The following is a 15,405-nucleotide window of genomic DNA, read 5'->3' as shown; positions in this document are numbered from 1 at the left end:
TGTGTTTAATTTTTTATGTTTAATCATTTACATTTCATCGAAAAACTTTTTTATTTTTTGTCCGAACTTTTTTATCACGCTGCCATTGGGCCTGCGAAATGAAACATAGTTGTGAGATTCTTTTAAATTTACTGTATCGATTCCACCCAAGAGCAGTCCGACTGCAGTTGAGTAAACAGGATTTTCCACTTTTTGTGCAAGACCGCCTCCGAGATCGAGCGGCATTCCAATGCGTGAAGGAAGTCCGAATACTTCAATTGCTAGTTCTTCACAACCTCTTATAAGCGAACCTCCGCCAGTTAAAATAATTCCAGCACGAATTTGATCTTTTAATTTCGCCATTTTCAATTCATGATCAATAAGCATGAATAACTCCTTCATTCTTAAATAAATGACTTGAGTTAAAACTCCGACGGAAATACGAATCGGTGCTCGTGGTCCGCCGCTTTGGATGTAAATATCTTGTTCTTTGATTACAGCTTTAGGACTCGCATATCCATATTCAATTTTCAACTTCTCCGCTTGTTCGGTTACAACGTTGAATGCACTTCGAATGTCGCTCGTCACTTGGCTCCCTGCTACACCAATTACTTTTGAATGACGAATTGAACCATTTATATAAACTGCTAAATCAGTTGTGCCTCCACCAATATCAATCATCGCCACACCAAGTTCTTTTTCGTTTTCGTCAAGTACAGCATTTGCGGATGCCAATGGTTGAAGTATCATTTGATTAACTTTTAATCCTGCTCGTTCCACAGATTTTGATAAACTCGTTGTAGCAGTATTTTGTGCTAAGACAATGTGATTCGCAGCTTCTAATCGAGTGCCGCACATGCCGATAGGGCTTTTTATTCCTCCTTGGTCATCTATAAAATATTCCTCTGGAATTACATGAAGAATAAAGTAATCAGATGGTATACGAATCATTTTTACGTCGTTGAATAATCTTTCAAGATCGCTTTCTGTGATCTCACGATCTGGATTATTAATAGTAACATAATTTCGATACCGCATACTGCTGATGTGAATTCCGGCAACGCCAATGTTAACTGCATTAATCTTCAATCCTGCCTGATTTTCAGCAATGCTAACAGCTTGGCGAATTGATTCAGAAGTTTTATTAATATTGGCTACTGTGCCCCTGTGCATTCCTTCGGATTGTGACACGCCAAATCCGAGAATGTCTAACTTATTAAGACTCCCCATTTCGGCAATGACTGCACAGGTTTTTGTCGTTCCGATGTCTAATCCGGCAATAATATTTTTTTTCATATCAAATTAATTCGGTCAATTGATTAATCTGTTTTTCTTTTACTACAATTTGATCTTTGAATCTCAAATCGATGTATTCATATCGAATTGAATTTTGATTCAATATTATTTGTCTCCAAAATTCACTAAGCTGGATCCCCCTTTTGAAATCAAAACTTTTATCGAAGATTATTTTCGCTTGCGGTTTTGATAAATATCCGTAGAATTTATTTTTTTCATCGATTTGTAATTCAGAGATAGAGCTGAAAAGGGCAAAATCGATTGCTCTTAATGAATGTAATGTTTCAAAAACTTTTGTCAGATGAGGAATTGAATTAACTGTATTGAGCTGATTGTTTCTCTCAAGTTCAATCCCTGTTATAATTGGAAGATCATAAATCTTAATAACTGGATTGAAAGGAAGGATTTTCCCATCCGAAGTTAAGCATGATTTTACTTGAGTGCCAAAAATTAATGCAAATGGCTCGACTTCTTTAACTCGAATACTAAAAGTGACGGAGTCAAGAAAACTTCCTTCTGCAGACTTTATATATGGATGTTTTTCGATTCTGTCGAGTACCATTTCGGGTGTAAGCTCTTCAAGTTTTTTTTCTGAATTAATTCTTGCAAAATTCAATATTTCTGAAGTTGGCACGATCTCGTTCTGTTCCAATACAATTTTTTCTATGCGAAACTTAACTTCAAAATTTTGCGCCGTTCTACTTAAGAATAAAATTCCTATGACGAAAAAAATCAAAAACAAAAAGACAGCGATGCGTTTCAATTTATCCTTCCAGTTTTCATTAGTTCAATAAATTTTTCACCATATTGGTAAATATCTCCTGCGCCCATCGTTACAACTATATCACCTGACTTCACTACATTAATGAGAGCATCTGGCAGGTTGTTTTTATCCTTGACATATAAAACATTTTTATGTCCAAACTTCTTTGCTGAATCAGCTAAGAGCTCACCGGTAATTCCTTGAATTGGTTCCTCACGGGCGGGATATATATCAAGACAGATAAATACATCGCAATTAAGAAATGATTTTGCGAAGTCCTCGTAAAAATCTCTTGTCCTCGAGAACAAATGCGGTTGAAAAACTGCTACGATTCTCCTATCCCAACCTGCACGAATTCCTTTGAGCGTAGCCGCGACTTCCGTTGGATGATGCGCATAATCATCAATGATCATTATATCTTGAATTTCAGCTTTAACTTCGAATCTTCTATAAACTCCATTAAATTTTTCAAGAGATTTTTTTATCGTTTCGAAATCAATTCCAAGCTCAATTGCAATCGCTATTGCGCCAAGTGCGTTTTGAATATTATGGATGCCCGGAATAGCTAATTTTATATTACCTATTTTTTTCCCCTTGTATTCAACCTCGAAGCTCGATGTATTTTCGTAATGTTCGATTTCGATCGCGCGGACATCTGCTTGTGAGGTTAAGCCGTAGGTGATAATTTTCTTATTGATCTTAGGAATAATATCCTGCAATCCTTCTTCATCCAAACAAAGAACGACAAATCCGTAGAACGGAACTTTGTTGGCGAATTCAGCAAATGCTGCCTTAATATCATCGATGTCTTTATAAATATCCAAATGCTCGGACTCAAGCGTCGTAACCGCAGCAATTGTTGGAGTTAATTGCAAAAAACTTCTATCAAATTCGTCCGCCTCGACGACAATAAAATCACCGGAGCCAAGCCGCGCATTTGTACCGCCAAGCCCGCTCAATTTTCCACCTACAATTACTGTGGGATCAAATCCTGCTTCGAGCAAAACTAGACCGACCATTGAGGTTGTAGTTGTTTTGCCATGTGTTCCAGCGATTCCAATTCCATATCTCAGCCGCATGAGTTCAGCGAGCATTTCTGCTCTACGGATAACAGGAATTTTTCTCTTAATTGCTTCTGCGACTTCTGGATTATCCACGGAGACTGCTGATGAATAAACAAGAACATCGACATCAACAAGATTTTCCGCACTATGTCCTTCAAAAATTTGGGATCCAAGTTTTTCTAAACGGTCTGTTACTTCACTCAAACTTTTATCCGAACCTGAAACATTAAAATTCATTGCAATTAAAACTTCTGCAATCCCGCTCATTCCAATTCCACCAATACCGACCATATGGACTTTTTTGAAATTCTTAAACATTATCACTATCCTCTGGTTGTTTAGCATAAAGCTTTTCTCTCAGCTGCCTAAATTCCTCCAAAAGCTGATTTTCATCGTCATAATCAAATGGTCTTATATAAAGTGGATACACTCTTTTAAGAGTTCTAATTTTCACTGTTCTAAATGCACCCTGAAAATGAAATCTATGTTCCCTTCTGATAATTATGCTTTTAATTTCGTCAAGATTAAAAACTTTCTTATCGAAACGTGTTTCAATTAAAAAGCCTTTATCAAAGAATCCTATTCGCTTATTTCGGATTAAGTTAAAAGTCGTACCGAGGATTGAGTAACCTATTACAATTATAAATAGATACGAGATTGGATCATGAGTGAAATTTTCGAAGTCTAATCCTGCAAACTGCGCCCGCAATAAAACATAACCCAGCATAGCAATGAAATAGATTACAGTCGACTGGTAATACAAAGTCATGTTATATTTATAAAATGACTTTTCCATTTAATTTATCTTTGACAATTTTATTGCTTCTCTCGCAATTACTTCTGCTGCATTTAGTTTCGAAAGCTGCTTTGCTTTTGATCTCATCTGTTTAAGTTTCGCTTCATCATTTAAGAGAGCCAGAATCTTTTGTAACAATGAATTGGAGGATTCACTATCGAGTAAAATTTCGGCCGCTTTTTCATCCACAAGCGTCATCGCATTATGATACTGATGATTTTCAGTAACATTTGGAGAGGGAATTAGAATTGAAGCTAATCCTTGGTTTGTTATTTCAGCGATCGTAGATGCACCTGAACGACTAACAAAAAGATCGCAAATAGAATAGGCATAGTCCATCCTGTCAATAAAAGGTAAAACTTTTACTCTCTCAGTCTTGAACGATTTGAAATCTTCATAATAATTTGCACCAGTCTGCCATATAACTTGAAACTGCTCAGATAATCCAGTAACAAATTCAGAAATTTTTTGATTTATTGATTTAGCTCCAAGACTCCCGCCGACTATGAGAACAGTTTTTATATTTGAATCCAATCCAAAAAACTTTGCAGCTTCGTTTCGGTCTTGAGTCTGTGAAATATTTCTTGTTGGATTACCCGATATGAAAATTCTTTTCCGTGATTTGAAATATTTTATGCTGCTTTCAAATCCAAGATGAATCTGATTGGCAATCGGAGCTAAGACTTTTGTTGCAATTCCCGGAAAAGAATTTGATTCAGAAAGAATTACTGGACGGTTGAACACTTTAGTAATAAACAAAGGTGCTACTGAAATGTAGCTTCCAGTTCCTACGGCTACATTTGGTTTGAATCTTAGAACAATGATAATTGATTGAAGAAGTGAAACAAATAAACTCCATCCAAAACTGATTGCTGCAAAACCAATTTTCCGTGGCATTCCTTTTATGGAAATCGATTTGTACTCAAATCCTAAATTCGGTATAACTTTCGACTCCATTCTATGCTTTGTACCAACAAATAGAATTCTTGATTTTGGCTGCTGTTTTCTCAGCTCATCAGCAATCGCAACAGCCGGAAAAATATGTCCTCCAGTTCCGCCGCAAGCAAATAAGAATCGATATGTTCGTTCATTATTCATCGCGTTATAACAGTCGCTTCAGTTTGAAAAACTTCTTCATGATGAATTGATGATGAAATATTAAGCAATATTCCGATTGCTGCAGCATTAAATAAAATGGCAGTGCCGCCGTAACTAAGAAACGGTAACGGAATTCCTGTAGTTGGAAGAATACCCACTGTAACGCCAGCATTCACAAAAGCATACAAGCCAATTGAAAAAGTAATTCCGAATGCTAATAGCCTTCCAAATGTTTCAGGTGCGTTAAGTGCGATTTTAAATCCCCTCCAAAGAATAAATAGGAATAAACTCAAAATTATAACTGCACCGATGAAACCATATTCTTCACCGATAATAGCATAAATAAAATCACCGTAAGCTTCAGGAAGCCATAATTCTCTAATTCTGCTGTCGCCGATCCCATTCCCTTCAATCCCACCTGAACCAAAAGCTAATGCTGCTTGTCCAACTTGATAGTTGATTGGCTGGTTACTAAAAATTCCTTCGACAAAATTTTTTAATCTTGTATAGCGATAACTTCCAGTGTCGGCCAGATAAAATATTAGAAATGGAAAAGTCATCCCAACCGTGGCAAATAAATGTTTAACCCTTGCTCCTCCGAGATAGAGTAAAGTAAAACCGATTATGACGCTCAAGGTTGCAGTGCTGAAATTTGGCTGAGCTAAAATCAATGCCACAACTACACCGATCCAAGCGAGACTTGGTAAGTATCCATATTTCAAATCTTTTATGGTTTCGACTTTTTTTACAATTAAACTCGATAAGTGCATTATCAAGGCATACAATGCAAGAATAGAAGGTTGAAATCCAAATCCACCAATGTTTATTTGTCGTGCGGCACCTTTTACAGTTTTTCCAAAACCTGCAGTAATAGCCAGCAGAACAATGCTCATTATTAAAATTTCTTTGCTGTACTTCTGATAGTACTGGTACGGAATCCTTGTGAAAAGGAAAAGAGCTCCAATACCAAAAAATACTTTTCCAAGATGATTGCCAAATAATAGTTCTGGGTCTCCCCATTTGTACGATGAATAAAAACTACTCGCAGAGTAAACAACAATCAAGCTGAACAGCATTAAACCTAACACTGCTAAAAATATAGATATGTCAACTCTACCTTTACTCATTATAAATCGTTCACTATATCTTTAAATCTTCTGCCTCGGTGTTCGTAATCCCTGAACATATCAAAACTCTTGCAAGCAGGTGAAAGAAGAACTATATCATTTTCGTCTGCATAGTCAAATCCTTTATCGACCGCTTCCTCAAGTGTTTTGCATTTTATTACTTTTTTAATTTGATGAAGAGCACTCTCGATCTTTTCTTTTGCTTCGCCGATTGCAAGAATGAATTTTACATTTTGTTTGATCGGCTCAATAATCTCTTGGTAATCGTTTCCTTTCTCTCTCCCTCCAAGAATTAAAATAATCGGCTGATCGATACTCTTTAACGCGTAATAGGTTGAACGGACATTTGTTGCTTTCGAATCGTTTATAAAAGTAATTCCATGAAGCGTTCTTACAAGTTCAAGACGATGCTCAACGCCTTTAAACTCCTGTAATCCTTTTTTTATTCCGTCATTTGGACAACCGAAATACTTTGCCGTTAATGATGCTGCCATTGAATTATAAAGGTTGTGAGATCCTTTAATTAAAATTTCTTTTGCCGAAATCAGCTCTTCACTGCGTCCGTTAAAATTCAAATAGACTTTATCTCCAATGAGAGATGCACCTTTTTCAACATCATTCAAAATTGAGAATGACTGCGCTGGGATTTTGCACTTCGAAGTATTATTCTGTATTACTTCATCATCCTGATTGTAAACAAAAAGATCACTGTTCATTTGATTCTTAGTAATTCTGAATTTCGAATCAATATATTTCTGAAAATCGTTCTCATACCTATCGAGATGGTCGGGAGTGATATTTAGAAGGACCGCAGCATCCGGCCTGAAAGAATTAATATGATCAAGTTGAAAACTGCTGGTCTCGAGAACTATAATTGAATCTTCATCCGCATTATCAGCAATTAACGAGAAAGCATTTCCAATATTCCCCGCTGCTAAAGATTTTTTCCCGCACAAATTAAGAATATAATTAGTCAGTGCAGTGGTTGTTGTCTTTCCATTCGTTCCAGTGATTCCCACAATTTTTGCTTTCGTAAACCAGCTTGCAAATTCAATCTCGCTGTTTATAACGATACCCAAATTATTAGCTTTGGTGAGTACATCAGAATTTGATGGTACGCCTGGGCTTGTTATAAGATAATCGCACTCAAAAACTCTATCACTATGTCCACCAAACTCGAAATGTATTTTATTTTCAGAGAGTTCTTTCTTGAGTTCATCATAATTTTCGGGCTGAGATGTATCGCTTAGAAAAACTTCAGCTCCCTGTCTGCGGGCAAGATACGCAGCGGCGATTCCACTTCGAGCAGAGCCAATAATTGAAACTTTTCTATTTCTAATGTCTATCACTTCTATCGAATTTTAAATGTTGTTAAACTAAGTATGGCAAGTATGATCGCAATAATATAAAACCTGACTACAATTTTTGGCTCAGACCAATTGAGCAACTCAAAGTGATGGTGAAGCGGTGCCATTTTAAAAACTCTTCGACCTTCGCCATACTTTTTCTTTGTGTATTTGAAATAAACTCTTTGAATTATGACTGAAACAGTTTCCGCAAAGAATATCCCGCCGAGAATGGGAAGCAGCAATTCTTTTTTGACTAATACTGTCAATGTGCCAAGCGCTCCGCCAAGTGCTAGCGATCCTGTATCCCCCATAAAAACTTGAGCGGGATAGGAATTGAACCACAGGAAGCCGAGTGTTGCACCTACAGCCGCAGCACAGAAAATCGTGAGCTCACCTGTCCCAGGAATATAAGCGATGTTTAAGTAATCACTGTAAATTGCATTGCCTGTAACATAGCTGAAAAGTGCCAACGTCAGCATAGCAATAGCGATTGTTCCGGATGAAAGTCCATCCAATCCATCAGTTAAATTTACTGCGTTTGATGTTGCCATGATGATAAATATCACAACCGGAATGTAGAAATATGAAAAATCGAAATTCAAATCTTTGAAAAATGGCAGCGTCGTCTCAGTATTTATTCCTGCATATTCTGGTGATAAGAATACTCCTACACCGACAATTAATCCGATAATAAATTGGAGGATCAGTTTGTATCTTTCGATCAACCCCTTACGGTATTTTTTAACGACTTTAAGATAATCATCAAGTAATCCAACACCGAATAACCATAGTGTAGCTACTAAAATTAAACTTATAAAAATGCTAAGAATATCAGCCCAAAGTATAACTGGAATTACGATTGATGAAATCACGATTAATCCGCCCATAGTAGGTGTGCCAGCTTTTGAGTGATGAGTTGCAGGAGCTTCTTCTTTTTTCGATTCGCCTAACTGATTTTTTTTCAACCAGCGAATTATTTTAGGACCAAAATAAAAAGTGAATAATAATGAAGTAACTGCAGCTGCTGCCGATCTAGTAGTGATATATCGAAATGCACCGAGACCTGGTATATCAAAAACTCTATGTAAATAGTCGAATAAATAGTATAGCATTTTATGCCTTAATGCTTTCTAAAATTTCTTCCATTTTCATTTTACGAGAACCTTTTATCAATAGGATTGAATTCTTTATTAAAACTGAATTTATTTTTTCCACGAGTTTCTTCTTACTGTTAAACTTGAACGTTTTTAAATTTAATTCTCTTGCCCGGTGAACTGTGTGTTTAGTGAGATCACCAAAACAAAACAGATAATCAACTTTTGCATCAGCTGCATAATTGGCCAGCTCTCCATGGAATTTCTTCGACTCTTTACCAAGTTCCAACATATCGCCAACAGCGGCAATTTTCCTCTCAAAACCATTCATCAGTTTCAATGTTTCGAATGCAGCTTGCATTGAGCTTGGATTTGCGTTGTACGAATCATTCAAAATCGTGAGTCCATCATTTTTAATTACCTGCATTCTTTTCTCGAATGAAGAGTATGATTCAAGTGCAGCTTTTATTTTTCTAAAAGGAACACCGAATTTGAAACCGAATGCTGCCGCGCATATTGCATTATAGGAAGAGTGTCTCCCGACAGTCTTTAGGTCCACGCTCATTGAATGATTCTTATAAGAAAAAATTACTCGCGGATTACCTATTGAATTCAATCCAATAAATTTTCCTTTCACGTCAGCATTTCCGGTAAAACCGAATGAAAGTTTATTAATCAATTTTCTTGAATTTAGTTTAACTCTCTTATCATCAGAATTAACAATTCCAAAGCCATTGGTTCGAGCTAAATAAACAAAAACTTCTCCTTTGGCTTTTGCTATTCCTTCAATGCCTTCAAAAAATTCTGTATGAGCGTGACCAATGTTAGTAATACATCCGAAGTCCGGTTCGGCAATTTCACATAACCGGGTTAACTCTCCAGAATGATTCATCCCCATTTCAATCACTGCGACTTCATGCCTTTTATTTAGACGGAACAAAGTCAATGGGACGCCGATATGATTGTTAAGATTTCCTTCAGTTTTCAAAACATGAAATTTTTGGGAGAGAACTTTTGCGATCATTTCTTTTGTAGTTGTTTTTCCGTTCGAACCAGTAATTGCAATGGTTTTCACTTTGAACTTCTTCCTATAAATGTTTGCCAGTTCTCCAAGAGAAAGAATAGTGTCATCGACTACAACAAAAAAAGATTTTAAATTTTTAAACTTAGAAAGATGTTCTTTTGAAATTACAACTCCAATGGCTCCCTTCCTCAAAACACTATTTATAAATTCATGTCCATCAAAATTATCTCCCTTTATTGCAAAGAAAAGATCACCCTTTTGCACTTTTCTCGAATCGATCGATACGTTCTTAATCGAATTGAAACTTTCATCATTAAATACGATTGAGCCTTTCAATTTTTTTATGTCCGCCAAAGTGAGATTCATTTCCCGAATCTTTCCTTCAAATATTTTTCTGCACATTCTTTATCATTGAAATGGATCTTCTTCTTGCCAATAATTTGATAGTCTTCGTGTCCTTTACCTGCAATTAAGACTATGTCATTAGTTTCAGCATTCATTATTGCTGATCGAATTGCTTCTTCTCTATCTGAAATAGTTTTTACCTTTGATTTGTTTTTAACTCCAGCCAAGATATCTTCAATTATTTGTTCAGGACCTTCATTTCGTGGATTATCCGAAGTTACAATAAAACTATCGCTATATTTTTCAACTGCTCTAGCCATAAGCGGGCGTTTTGTTTTATCCCGATTTCCACCGGCGCCAAACACTGTGATTACTTTTGAATTTCTTTTCTGATTTTGGATAATCTCATTTATGGATGAAAGGCAATTCTCCAAAGCATCGGATGTATGAGAATAGTCCACGATCACATTTATTGGATAATTGCTTCCAACAACTTGGAATCGCCCAGGTACAACTTCTGCTTTAGCGAGTCCATTAATTATTGACTCCTCATTAATCCCAAGTTTCCAACAGAGTGCAGCACAAGCGGCGGCATTATAAATATTAAATTTACCTACAAGATTCGAACTTATTTTTCTTTTTCGATTGTCAATAACCAAATCGAAACTCGTCGAAGTAAAATCATATGATTCACTGGAAAAAGAAAAATCATAAGAAGGATTCGATCCATACGAAATTTTCTCTGCAAGAGTATTTGTTAAAATTCTTTGTCCATACGGATCGTCAAAGTTTGAAACTGCCATTGCATTCTCGCCCAGGCTATCAAACAATCTTTTCTTGGACTTAAAGTAACTCTCCATATCATGATGAAAATCCAAGTGCTCTTGAGTTAGATTTGTAAAAATCGCACCGCAGAACTCTATACCAAATACTCTATCGAGTACAATCGAATGAGACGATACCTCCATAACACAATATGTACAACCCGCCTCAACCATTTTGTAAAACATTTGATTAAGTTCAAGAGACTCTGGCGTAGTTTTATCACTCACAAAAATTTCATTACCGATATAATTTTTAATCGTGCCAATCAATCCAACTTTGTTGTTTGCTTGTTCGAGTATAGACTTGAGAATATAAGTGACAGTGGTCTTACCGTTTGTACCAGTTACTCCAACGATTTTAATTTTTTTGGAAGGATCTTTATAAAATTTAGAGGAAATTTGAGCGAGAGCTTTTCGGGAATCTTTAACCAAGATCTTCGTAATATTTTGATGAATCAAATAATCGTTAGAAATGGATGAATCATCTTCAATTGCTATAGCGATTGCTCCCTTGCTGATAGCTTCCATTACATATTTATGTCCATCTGTGTTGAATCCCTTGATTGCAACAAATAGAGAACTTTGTTTAACATTTCGTGAATCATACTCGATTGATGAGATATCTTTACGCTCAACTTCGCCAGCGAGCTGAATAACTTTTAATCCTTCTATAACATTTTCAAGTTTCAATCAGATATCCTTCGAGCAAATTAATTTGCAAATTGCGTTTGAAGGGACTTCCGTCCCCCCTTCAAGACTCTGTCGAATTACATATCCGTTACCTTCAATAACAACTCTAATATTTGCGAGCGCCATCTGGTTAATTGCTTCACGCATTGAAAGTCCAATTACACTTGGAACTTGAGCTGCCGATGAAGATTTTTCAGTATCGCCTAAACCAAATGTAACATGTTTTTCTTCCTCATTGAACACTTGCGAAAGAATTACTCTGCCACTTCCCTTAAATTCTATCTCAACATCGAAACTGCGGCAAATCTTTATAGCTTCAGATTTTTCTTTTCCTATTAAACTCGGGAATGACAATTCATCAGATATTTTATGATATACAAGATTCTTTTCAATTAATTTTTCTTCTGCATGAGATTTGAATAACCGCCCGGCTATTCTCTTAAATATTGGAGCTGCAACTGTACCACCGTAATAATTCCCTTTAGGTGAATCGATTACAATTAAACAGAGGTATTGCGGTTGATCTACCGGATAAAATCCAACGAATGAAGAAAAATAAAATTCTTTAGAGTAATAACTTTTTGGTTTACTCTCTATAAGTTTTTGTGCCGTTCCAGTTTTTCCGCCAGCTTCAAGCCCGTCTATTTTTGCAGATTGACCTGTACCGTTTTCTATGGTTTTATATAAAATTTTCCGCAGAGTTTTTGAGGTGGATTCGGAAATAACATTGCGCACAATATTCGAATTAACTTCTTTTATGATCTCTCCATCTTCAGATACAATTTTTTTGACTATATATGGGCTGACAAGTTTTCCGCCGTTAATTGCTGCTGCATACGACATAATCAGTTGTATTGCAGATATTGAGATTGAATATCCATGCGATGCAAAACACGCGGTTAGTTTATCATGTTTTTTAAGTAAACCTAAGTCGCCGCTTGTTTCACCGGGTAGATCAATTGAAGTTCGAGTTCCGAATCCAAAATTTCTGACATATTTAAACATTTCTTCGGCTCCCCATTTCTGAGCGAGCTTGACAAATACAATATTACTTGACTGCTCCATCGCTTCTTCCACAGTAAGAAATGTATGCGGCTTCGTATCTCTGAAAGTTACACCCATTGTTTGATAAGTGCCCTTTTCAGCATAATATACATCTGATGGCTTTGCAACATTTTCTTCAAGTACGCCGGCGAGAGTTACAATTTTAAAAGTAGAACCAAGATCGTATCTGTCTGTAACGGCGCGATTTCTAATTTCAAAATTAGTTGCTTTATAATACTCCGAAGGATTAAATGTCGGATAATTTGACATAGCAAGAATTTCGCCAGTATTTGGATCAATTATTATCCCCATGCCATTGGAGGCATTTGAGTTCAAAACACCTTTTGATAATTCTTCTTCTAACACACGCTGCGTTTCTCTATCTATAGTTAAATGAAGATCGCAACCATTGACAGCCTTCTGACTTTTATGATTCAGAACAGTACTTGCTTTTCCGCGAGCATCACGTTGAATTATTAGACTACCTTGTTTACCTTTCAGGTAATTGTCGTATTGCTTCTCAATTCCATCTAAACCCTCAGAATCTGAGTTCACATAACCAAGAATATGAGAAGCAAGGGAACCAAAAGGATATTTTCTCCTAGTTTTTTCTTCGAGAATCAATCCATTGATGTCGAGCTTTAAAATCTTTTCTGCTTTTTCTGCACTGAGTTCTTTTTCTAAAATTGCAATTCTTCCAGAAGCTGTATTCATCAGCTTCAAATATTCGAATGCATTTGCTCCTGTTACATGGCTGATTTGATTCGCAGTGCTGAAAAACATGGAATCTTTTATCAGATATACATCAGCAGAAAGTTTATAGGTTTTAATACTGTGGGCAAAAGTGTTTCCATTACGATCGTAAATTTCACCCCGCATAGGATACACAGTAAATGGTTTCTCAAGCTGTCTTGTTGCTCGCTCGACCCAAATTCCTCTATCAATTATCTGCAGAAACACTAATCTTGTTACAATGAGTGCGTATAAAATCAAACAAGCTATGAATACGATATGTATTTTATAATTTTTCACTGGCTAGAAGTTTTTAGATTATTGACTTCACTTATTTTCAAAATTATAGTCGGCTCTTTAGGGATTATCATTTGCAGCCTGCTTTGAGCCGTGGGAACAATTTTTTCTCTAACACATAATTTTTCTTCAGTGGCTCTTAAAGTTTTATTTTCTATTAAAAGATTATTCTTCTCATTCAGCTTTTCATTTATTTCGCGAGCAAGATCATCCACTAGAATTATATTCCGCACGTAGAAAATTGCCGATCCACTGAAAACTACCAAGGCGATTATTCCCCACAGCGGTGAAAATTTTCTTTTCGTCATAAAACTTCTACCGCTCTTAGTTTTGCACTACGTGCACGCGAATTAATTCGAATTTCATCTTCTGATGGAAAGACTACTTTTTTGTGCAATTTTTTTATTCGTGCTTTTTTATCGCAGATGCAGACTGGTATTTCTCTTGGGCAGACACAACTGAGTGCTTCGTAGTTAAAAAAATCTTTTACAATTCTGTCTTCGAGTGAATGATATGATACAATTACAATTCTTCCTTTTGACTCTATGACATCAATCACATCCGAAAGAAATGACTTCAAATTGTCTAATTCGGAATTAACAAAAATCCTGAATGCTTGAAAAACTCTTGAGAGTGTCTCATTCACTTTATTAACAGCAACTAAGTTTGAGATCAACTCGACAACCTGTTTTGTTGTTTTTATCGGACTCTGATTCCGTTTTTCTACAATGGCTCTGACTATTTTCTTATAATTTTTTTCTTCGCCGAAATTTTTGACTATTTCTTCCAATTCTTTTTGGCTGAATTCGTTCAATATCTCAGAGGCACTTTGTCCAATGTTTTTGTTGAACCGTAAATCAAACTTGGAATCGATGCGATAGCTGAACCCCGAATCTCGGCTATCAAGCTGAAATGAGGAAACGCCTAAATCCAAAACTGCACCGGAAATCTTCCCGACGCCCAAGTCTCTTAAAACTGTATTTACATTTTTATAACTATCGTTCACGATAATAATTCGCTTTTCATTCTCAAATTTTTTCTTACAAAAATTAATTGCATTGATATCAAGATCAGTTGCAATCACTGTTCCGCTTTGATCAATATTGTCGAGCACGGCTTTTGAATAACCGCCGCCGCCGAGAGTACCATCAAAGTAGACTCCGTCTTTTTTTGTTATCAAGTATGTCAGCGTTTCTTTTAATAATACCGGTCGATGGAAAGAATCATTTTCCATGCATAACGCTTTTAGCAATATCGGCGAATGACTCAGAATACCTTGAATCTAATTCCTCATACAATTTTGGATTCCATAGTTCGATTCTCTCCCATTGACCGACCATTAACACTTCATTTTCAATCTTAGCTTTATCAAGAAATATCTGAGGAATGCTTATTCTAAATTGTCCATCTAATTTTTTTTCTGCAACGCTTTCAAGCATCTTTCGCTTGAAGTAACTTTGGCGGGGATCAAACTCCGATAGTTTCGCAAACACCTGACTAAACTTCAACCATTCATCCTTGGGATAAAGATTGACGTAGCTCTCTACTCCGGGGATAAAAACGAAAGTCCCTTCAGCTTCGGGCTTGAGCTGCTTTCTTAATTCGGCAGGGATACTAAGCCGTTTCTTACTATCTATTGAGTATGTAAATCTTCCCGTAAACATAATTCATTGGTCAATCGTGGGACACTCCCCCACTTTCAACCACTTTTGGGGCAAAAGTAATCCGATCTGATGAAAATGTCAAGAAAAAAATAGATTTTTTTAGTGTCTTAGAATTTTATCCTTTAGCCAATTATAATGAATTTGGGAAAATTTGGGATTTCAGCTTTTGTTAAAAAAGAGTGAATGAATAAATATCTTGATAACGAAGCAAAATACTGT

Annotated in this window: 14 protein-coding genes; all 14 read right to left on the bottom strand. The window is 36.2% G+C overall.

The features are described from left to right. Positions 1-27 precede the first annotated feature (27 nt). Genes ftsA through mraZ form a run of 14 tightly spaced genes read right to left on the bottom strand, consistent with a single transcriptional unit; the run spans position 28 to position 15,189 of the window. A complete protein-coding gene (gene ftsA, locus FJ213_03150; GenBank protein ID MBM4175159.1) occupies positions 28-1,275 on the bottom strand; it encodes a cell division protein FtsA in 1,248 nt (415 codons plus the stop codon). 1 nt (position 1,276) lies between these two features. After that, positions 1,277-2,038 carry an FtsQ-type POTRA domain-containing protein gene (locus FJ213_03145; protein MBM4175158.1) on the bottom strand — a complete coding sequence of 254 codons (762 nt, stop codon included), beginning with the start codon at positions 2,036-2,038 and terminating at the stop codon, positions 1,277-1,279. After that, the gene (locus FJ213_03140; GenBank protein ID MBM4175157.1) at positions 2,035-3,420 is read right to left on the bottom strand and encodes a UDP-N-acetylmuramate--L-alanine ligase; all 1,386 of its coding nucleotides are present in this window, start codon (positions 3,418-3,420) and stop codon (positions 2,035-2,037) included. Before FJ213_03140 ends, FJ213_03145 begins: the two co-directional genes overlap by 4 nt. Next, complete coding sequence (locus tag FJ213_03135; protein ID MBM4175156.1) at positions 3,413-3,898, bottom strand: hypothetical protein; 486 nt, start codon at positions 3,896-3,898, stop codon at positions 3,413-3,415. The genes FJ213_03140 and FJ213_03135 overlap by 8 nt, the downstream gene beginning before the upstream one ends. Then, a complete protein-coding gene (gene murG, locus FJ213_03130; protein ID MBM4175155.1) occupies positions 3,899-4,996 on the bottom strand; it encodes an undecaprenyldiphospho-muramoylpentapeptide beta-N-acetylglucosaminyltransferase in 1,098 nt (365 codons plus the stop codon). After that, the gene (locus FJ213_03125) at positions 4,993-6,123 is read right to left on the bottom strand and encodes a cell division protein FtsW (GenBank protein MBM4175154.1); all 1,131 of its coding nucleotides are present in this window, start codon (positions 6,121-6,123) and stop codon (positions 4,993-4,995) included. The genes murG and FJ213_03125 overlap by 4 nt, the downstream gene beginning before the upstream one ends. Beyond that, a complete protein-coding gene (locus tag FJ213_03120) occupies positions 6,123-7,478 on the bottom strand; it encodes a UDP-N-acetylmuramoyl-L-alanine--D-glutamate ligase (protein ID MBM4175153.1) in 1,356 nt (451 codons plus the stop codon). The genes FJ213_03125 and FJ213_03120 overlap by 1 nt, the downstream gene beginning before the upstream one ends. Then, entirely contained in the window at positions 7,475-8,584 is a 1,110-nt protein-coding gene (locus FJ213_03115; GenBank protein ID MBM4175152.1) for a phospho-N-acetylmuramoyl-pentapeptide-transferase, read from the bottom strand. The genes FJ213_03120 and FJ213_03115 overlap by 4 nt, the downstream gene beginning before the upstream one ends. A gap of 1 nt (position 8,585) precedes the next feature. Then, complete coding sequence (locus tag FJ213_03110) at positions 8,586-9,992, bottom strand: UDP-N-acetylmuramoyl-tripeptide--D-alanyl-D-alanine ligase (GenBank protein ID MBM4175151.1); 1,407 nt, start codon at positions 9,990-9,992, stop codon at positions 8,586-8,588. Continuing rightward, positions 9,953-11,449, bottom strand: a complete 1,497-nt coding sequence (locus tag FJ213_03105) for a UDP-N-acetylmuramoyl-L-alanyl-D-glutamate--2,6-diaminopimelate ligase (protein ID MBM4175150.1) — start codon at positions 11,447-11,449, stop codon at positions 9,953-9,955. The genes FJ213_03110 and FJ213_03105 overlap by 40 nt, the downstream gene beginning before the upstream one ends. Continuing rightward, the gene (locus FJ213_03100) at positions 11,450-13,525 is read right to left on the bottom strand and encodes a PASTA domain-containing protein (GenBank protein ID MBM4175149.1); all 2,076 of its coding nucleotides are present in this window, start codon (positions 13,523-13,525) and stop codon (positions 11,450-11,452) included. It abuts the gene before it with no gap. Then, on the bottom strand, positions 13,522-13,830 hold the full coding sequence (locus tag FJ213_03095) for a hypothetical protein (protein ID MBM4175148.1): 309 nt from the start codon (positions 13,828-13,830) through the stop codon (positions 13,522-13,524). Before FJ213_03095 ends, FJ213_03100 begins: the two co-directional genes overlap by 4 nt. Then, positions 13,827-14,756, bottom strand: a complete 930-nt coding sequence (rsmH, locus tag FJ213_03090; protein MBM4175147.1) for a 16S rRNA (cytosine(1402)-N(4))-methyltransferase RsmH — start codon at positions 14,754-14,756, stop codon at positions 13,827-13,829. The genes FJ213_03095 and rsmH overlap by 4 nt, the downstream gene beginning before the upstream one ends. Then, complete coding sequence (mraZ, locus tag FJ213_03085; GenBank protein ID MBM4175146.1) at positions 14,746-15,189, bottom strand: division/cell wall cluster transcriptional repressor MraZ; 444 nt, start codon at positions 15,187-15,189, stop codon at positions 14,746-14,748. The genes rsmH and mraZ overlap by 11 nt, the downstream gene beginning before the upstream one ends. Positions 15,190-15,405 lie beyond the last annotated feature (216 nt).

This window comes from Ignavibacteria bacterium (assembly GCA_016873845.1).
GTDB lineage: Bacteria > Bacteroidota > Ignavibacteria > Ch128b > Ch128b > JAHJVF01.
Note: the sequence above shows the minus strand (reverse complement) of the source record. Positions and strands in the feature narration are given on the sequence as shown.

Excerpts from the sequence above, each read along its gene's own strand:
- ftsA (MBM4175159.1), bottom strand. The coding sequence starts at position 1,275 with ATGAAAAAAAATATTATTGCCGGATTAGACATCGGAACGACAAAAACC.
- FJ213_03140 (MBM4175157.1), bottom strand. The coding sequence starts at position 3,420 with ATGTTTAAGAATTTCAAAAAAGTCCATATGGTCGGTATTGGTGGAATT.
- FJ213_03135 (MBM4175156.1), bottom strand. The coding sequence starts at position 3,898 with ATGGAAAAGTCATTTTATAAATATAACATGACTTTGTATTACCAGTCG.
- murG (MBM4175155.1), bottom strand. The coding sequence starts at position 4,996 with ATGAATAATGAACGAACATATCGATTCTTATTTGCTTGCGGCGGAACT.
- FJ213_03125 (MBM4175154.1), bottom strand. The coding sequence starts at position 6,123 with ATGAGTAAAGGTAGAGTTGACATATCTATATTTTTAGCAGTGTTAGGT.
- FJ213_03115 (MBM4175152.1), bottom strand. The coding sequence starts at position 8,584 with ATGCTATACTATTTATTCGACTATTTACATAGAGTTTTTGATATACCA.
- FJ213_03110 (MBM4175151.1), bottom strand. The coding sequence starts at position 9,992 with ATGTGCAGAAAAATATTTGAAGGAAAGATTCGGGAAATGAATCTCACT.
- FJ213_03095 (MBM4175148.1), bottom strand. The coding sequence starts at position 13,830 with ATGACGAAAAGAAAATTTTCACCGCTGTGGGGAATAATCGCCTTGGTA.
- rsmH (MBM4175147.1), bottom strand. The coding sequence starts at position 14,756 with ATGGAAAATGATTCTTTCCATCGACCGGTATTATTAAAAGAAACGCTG.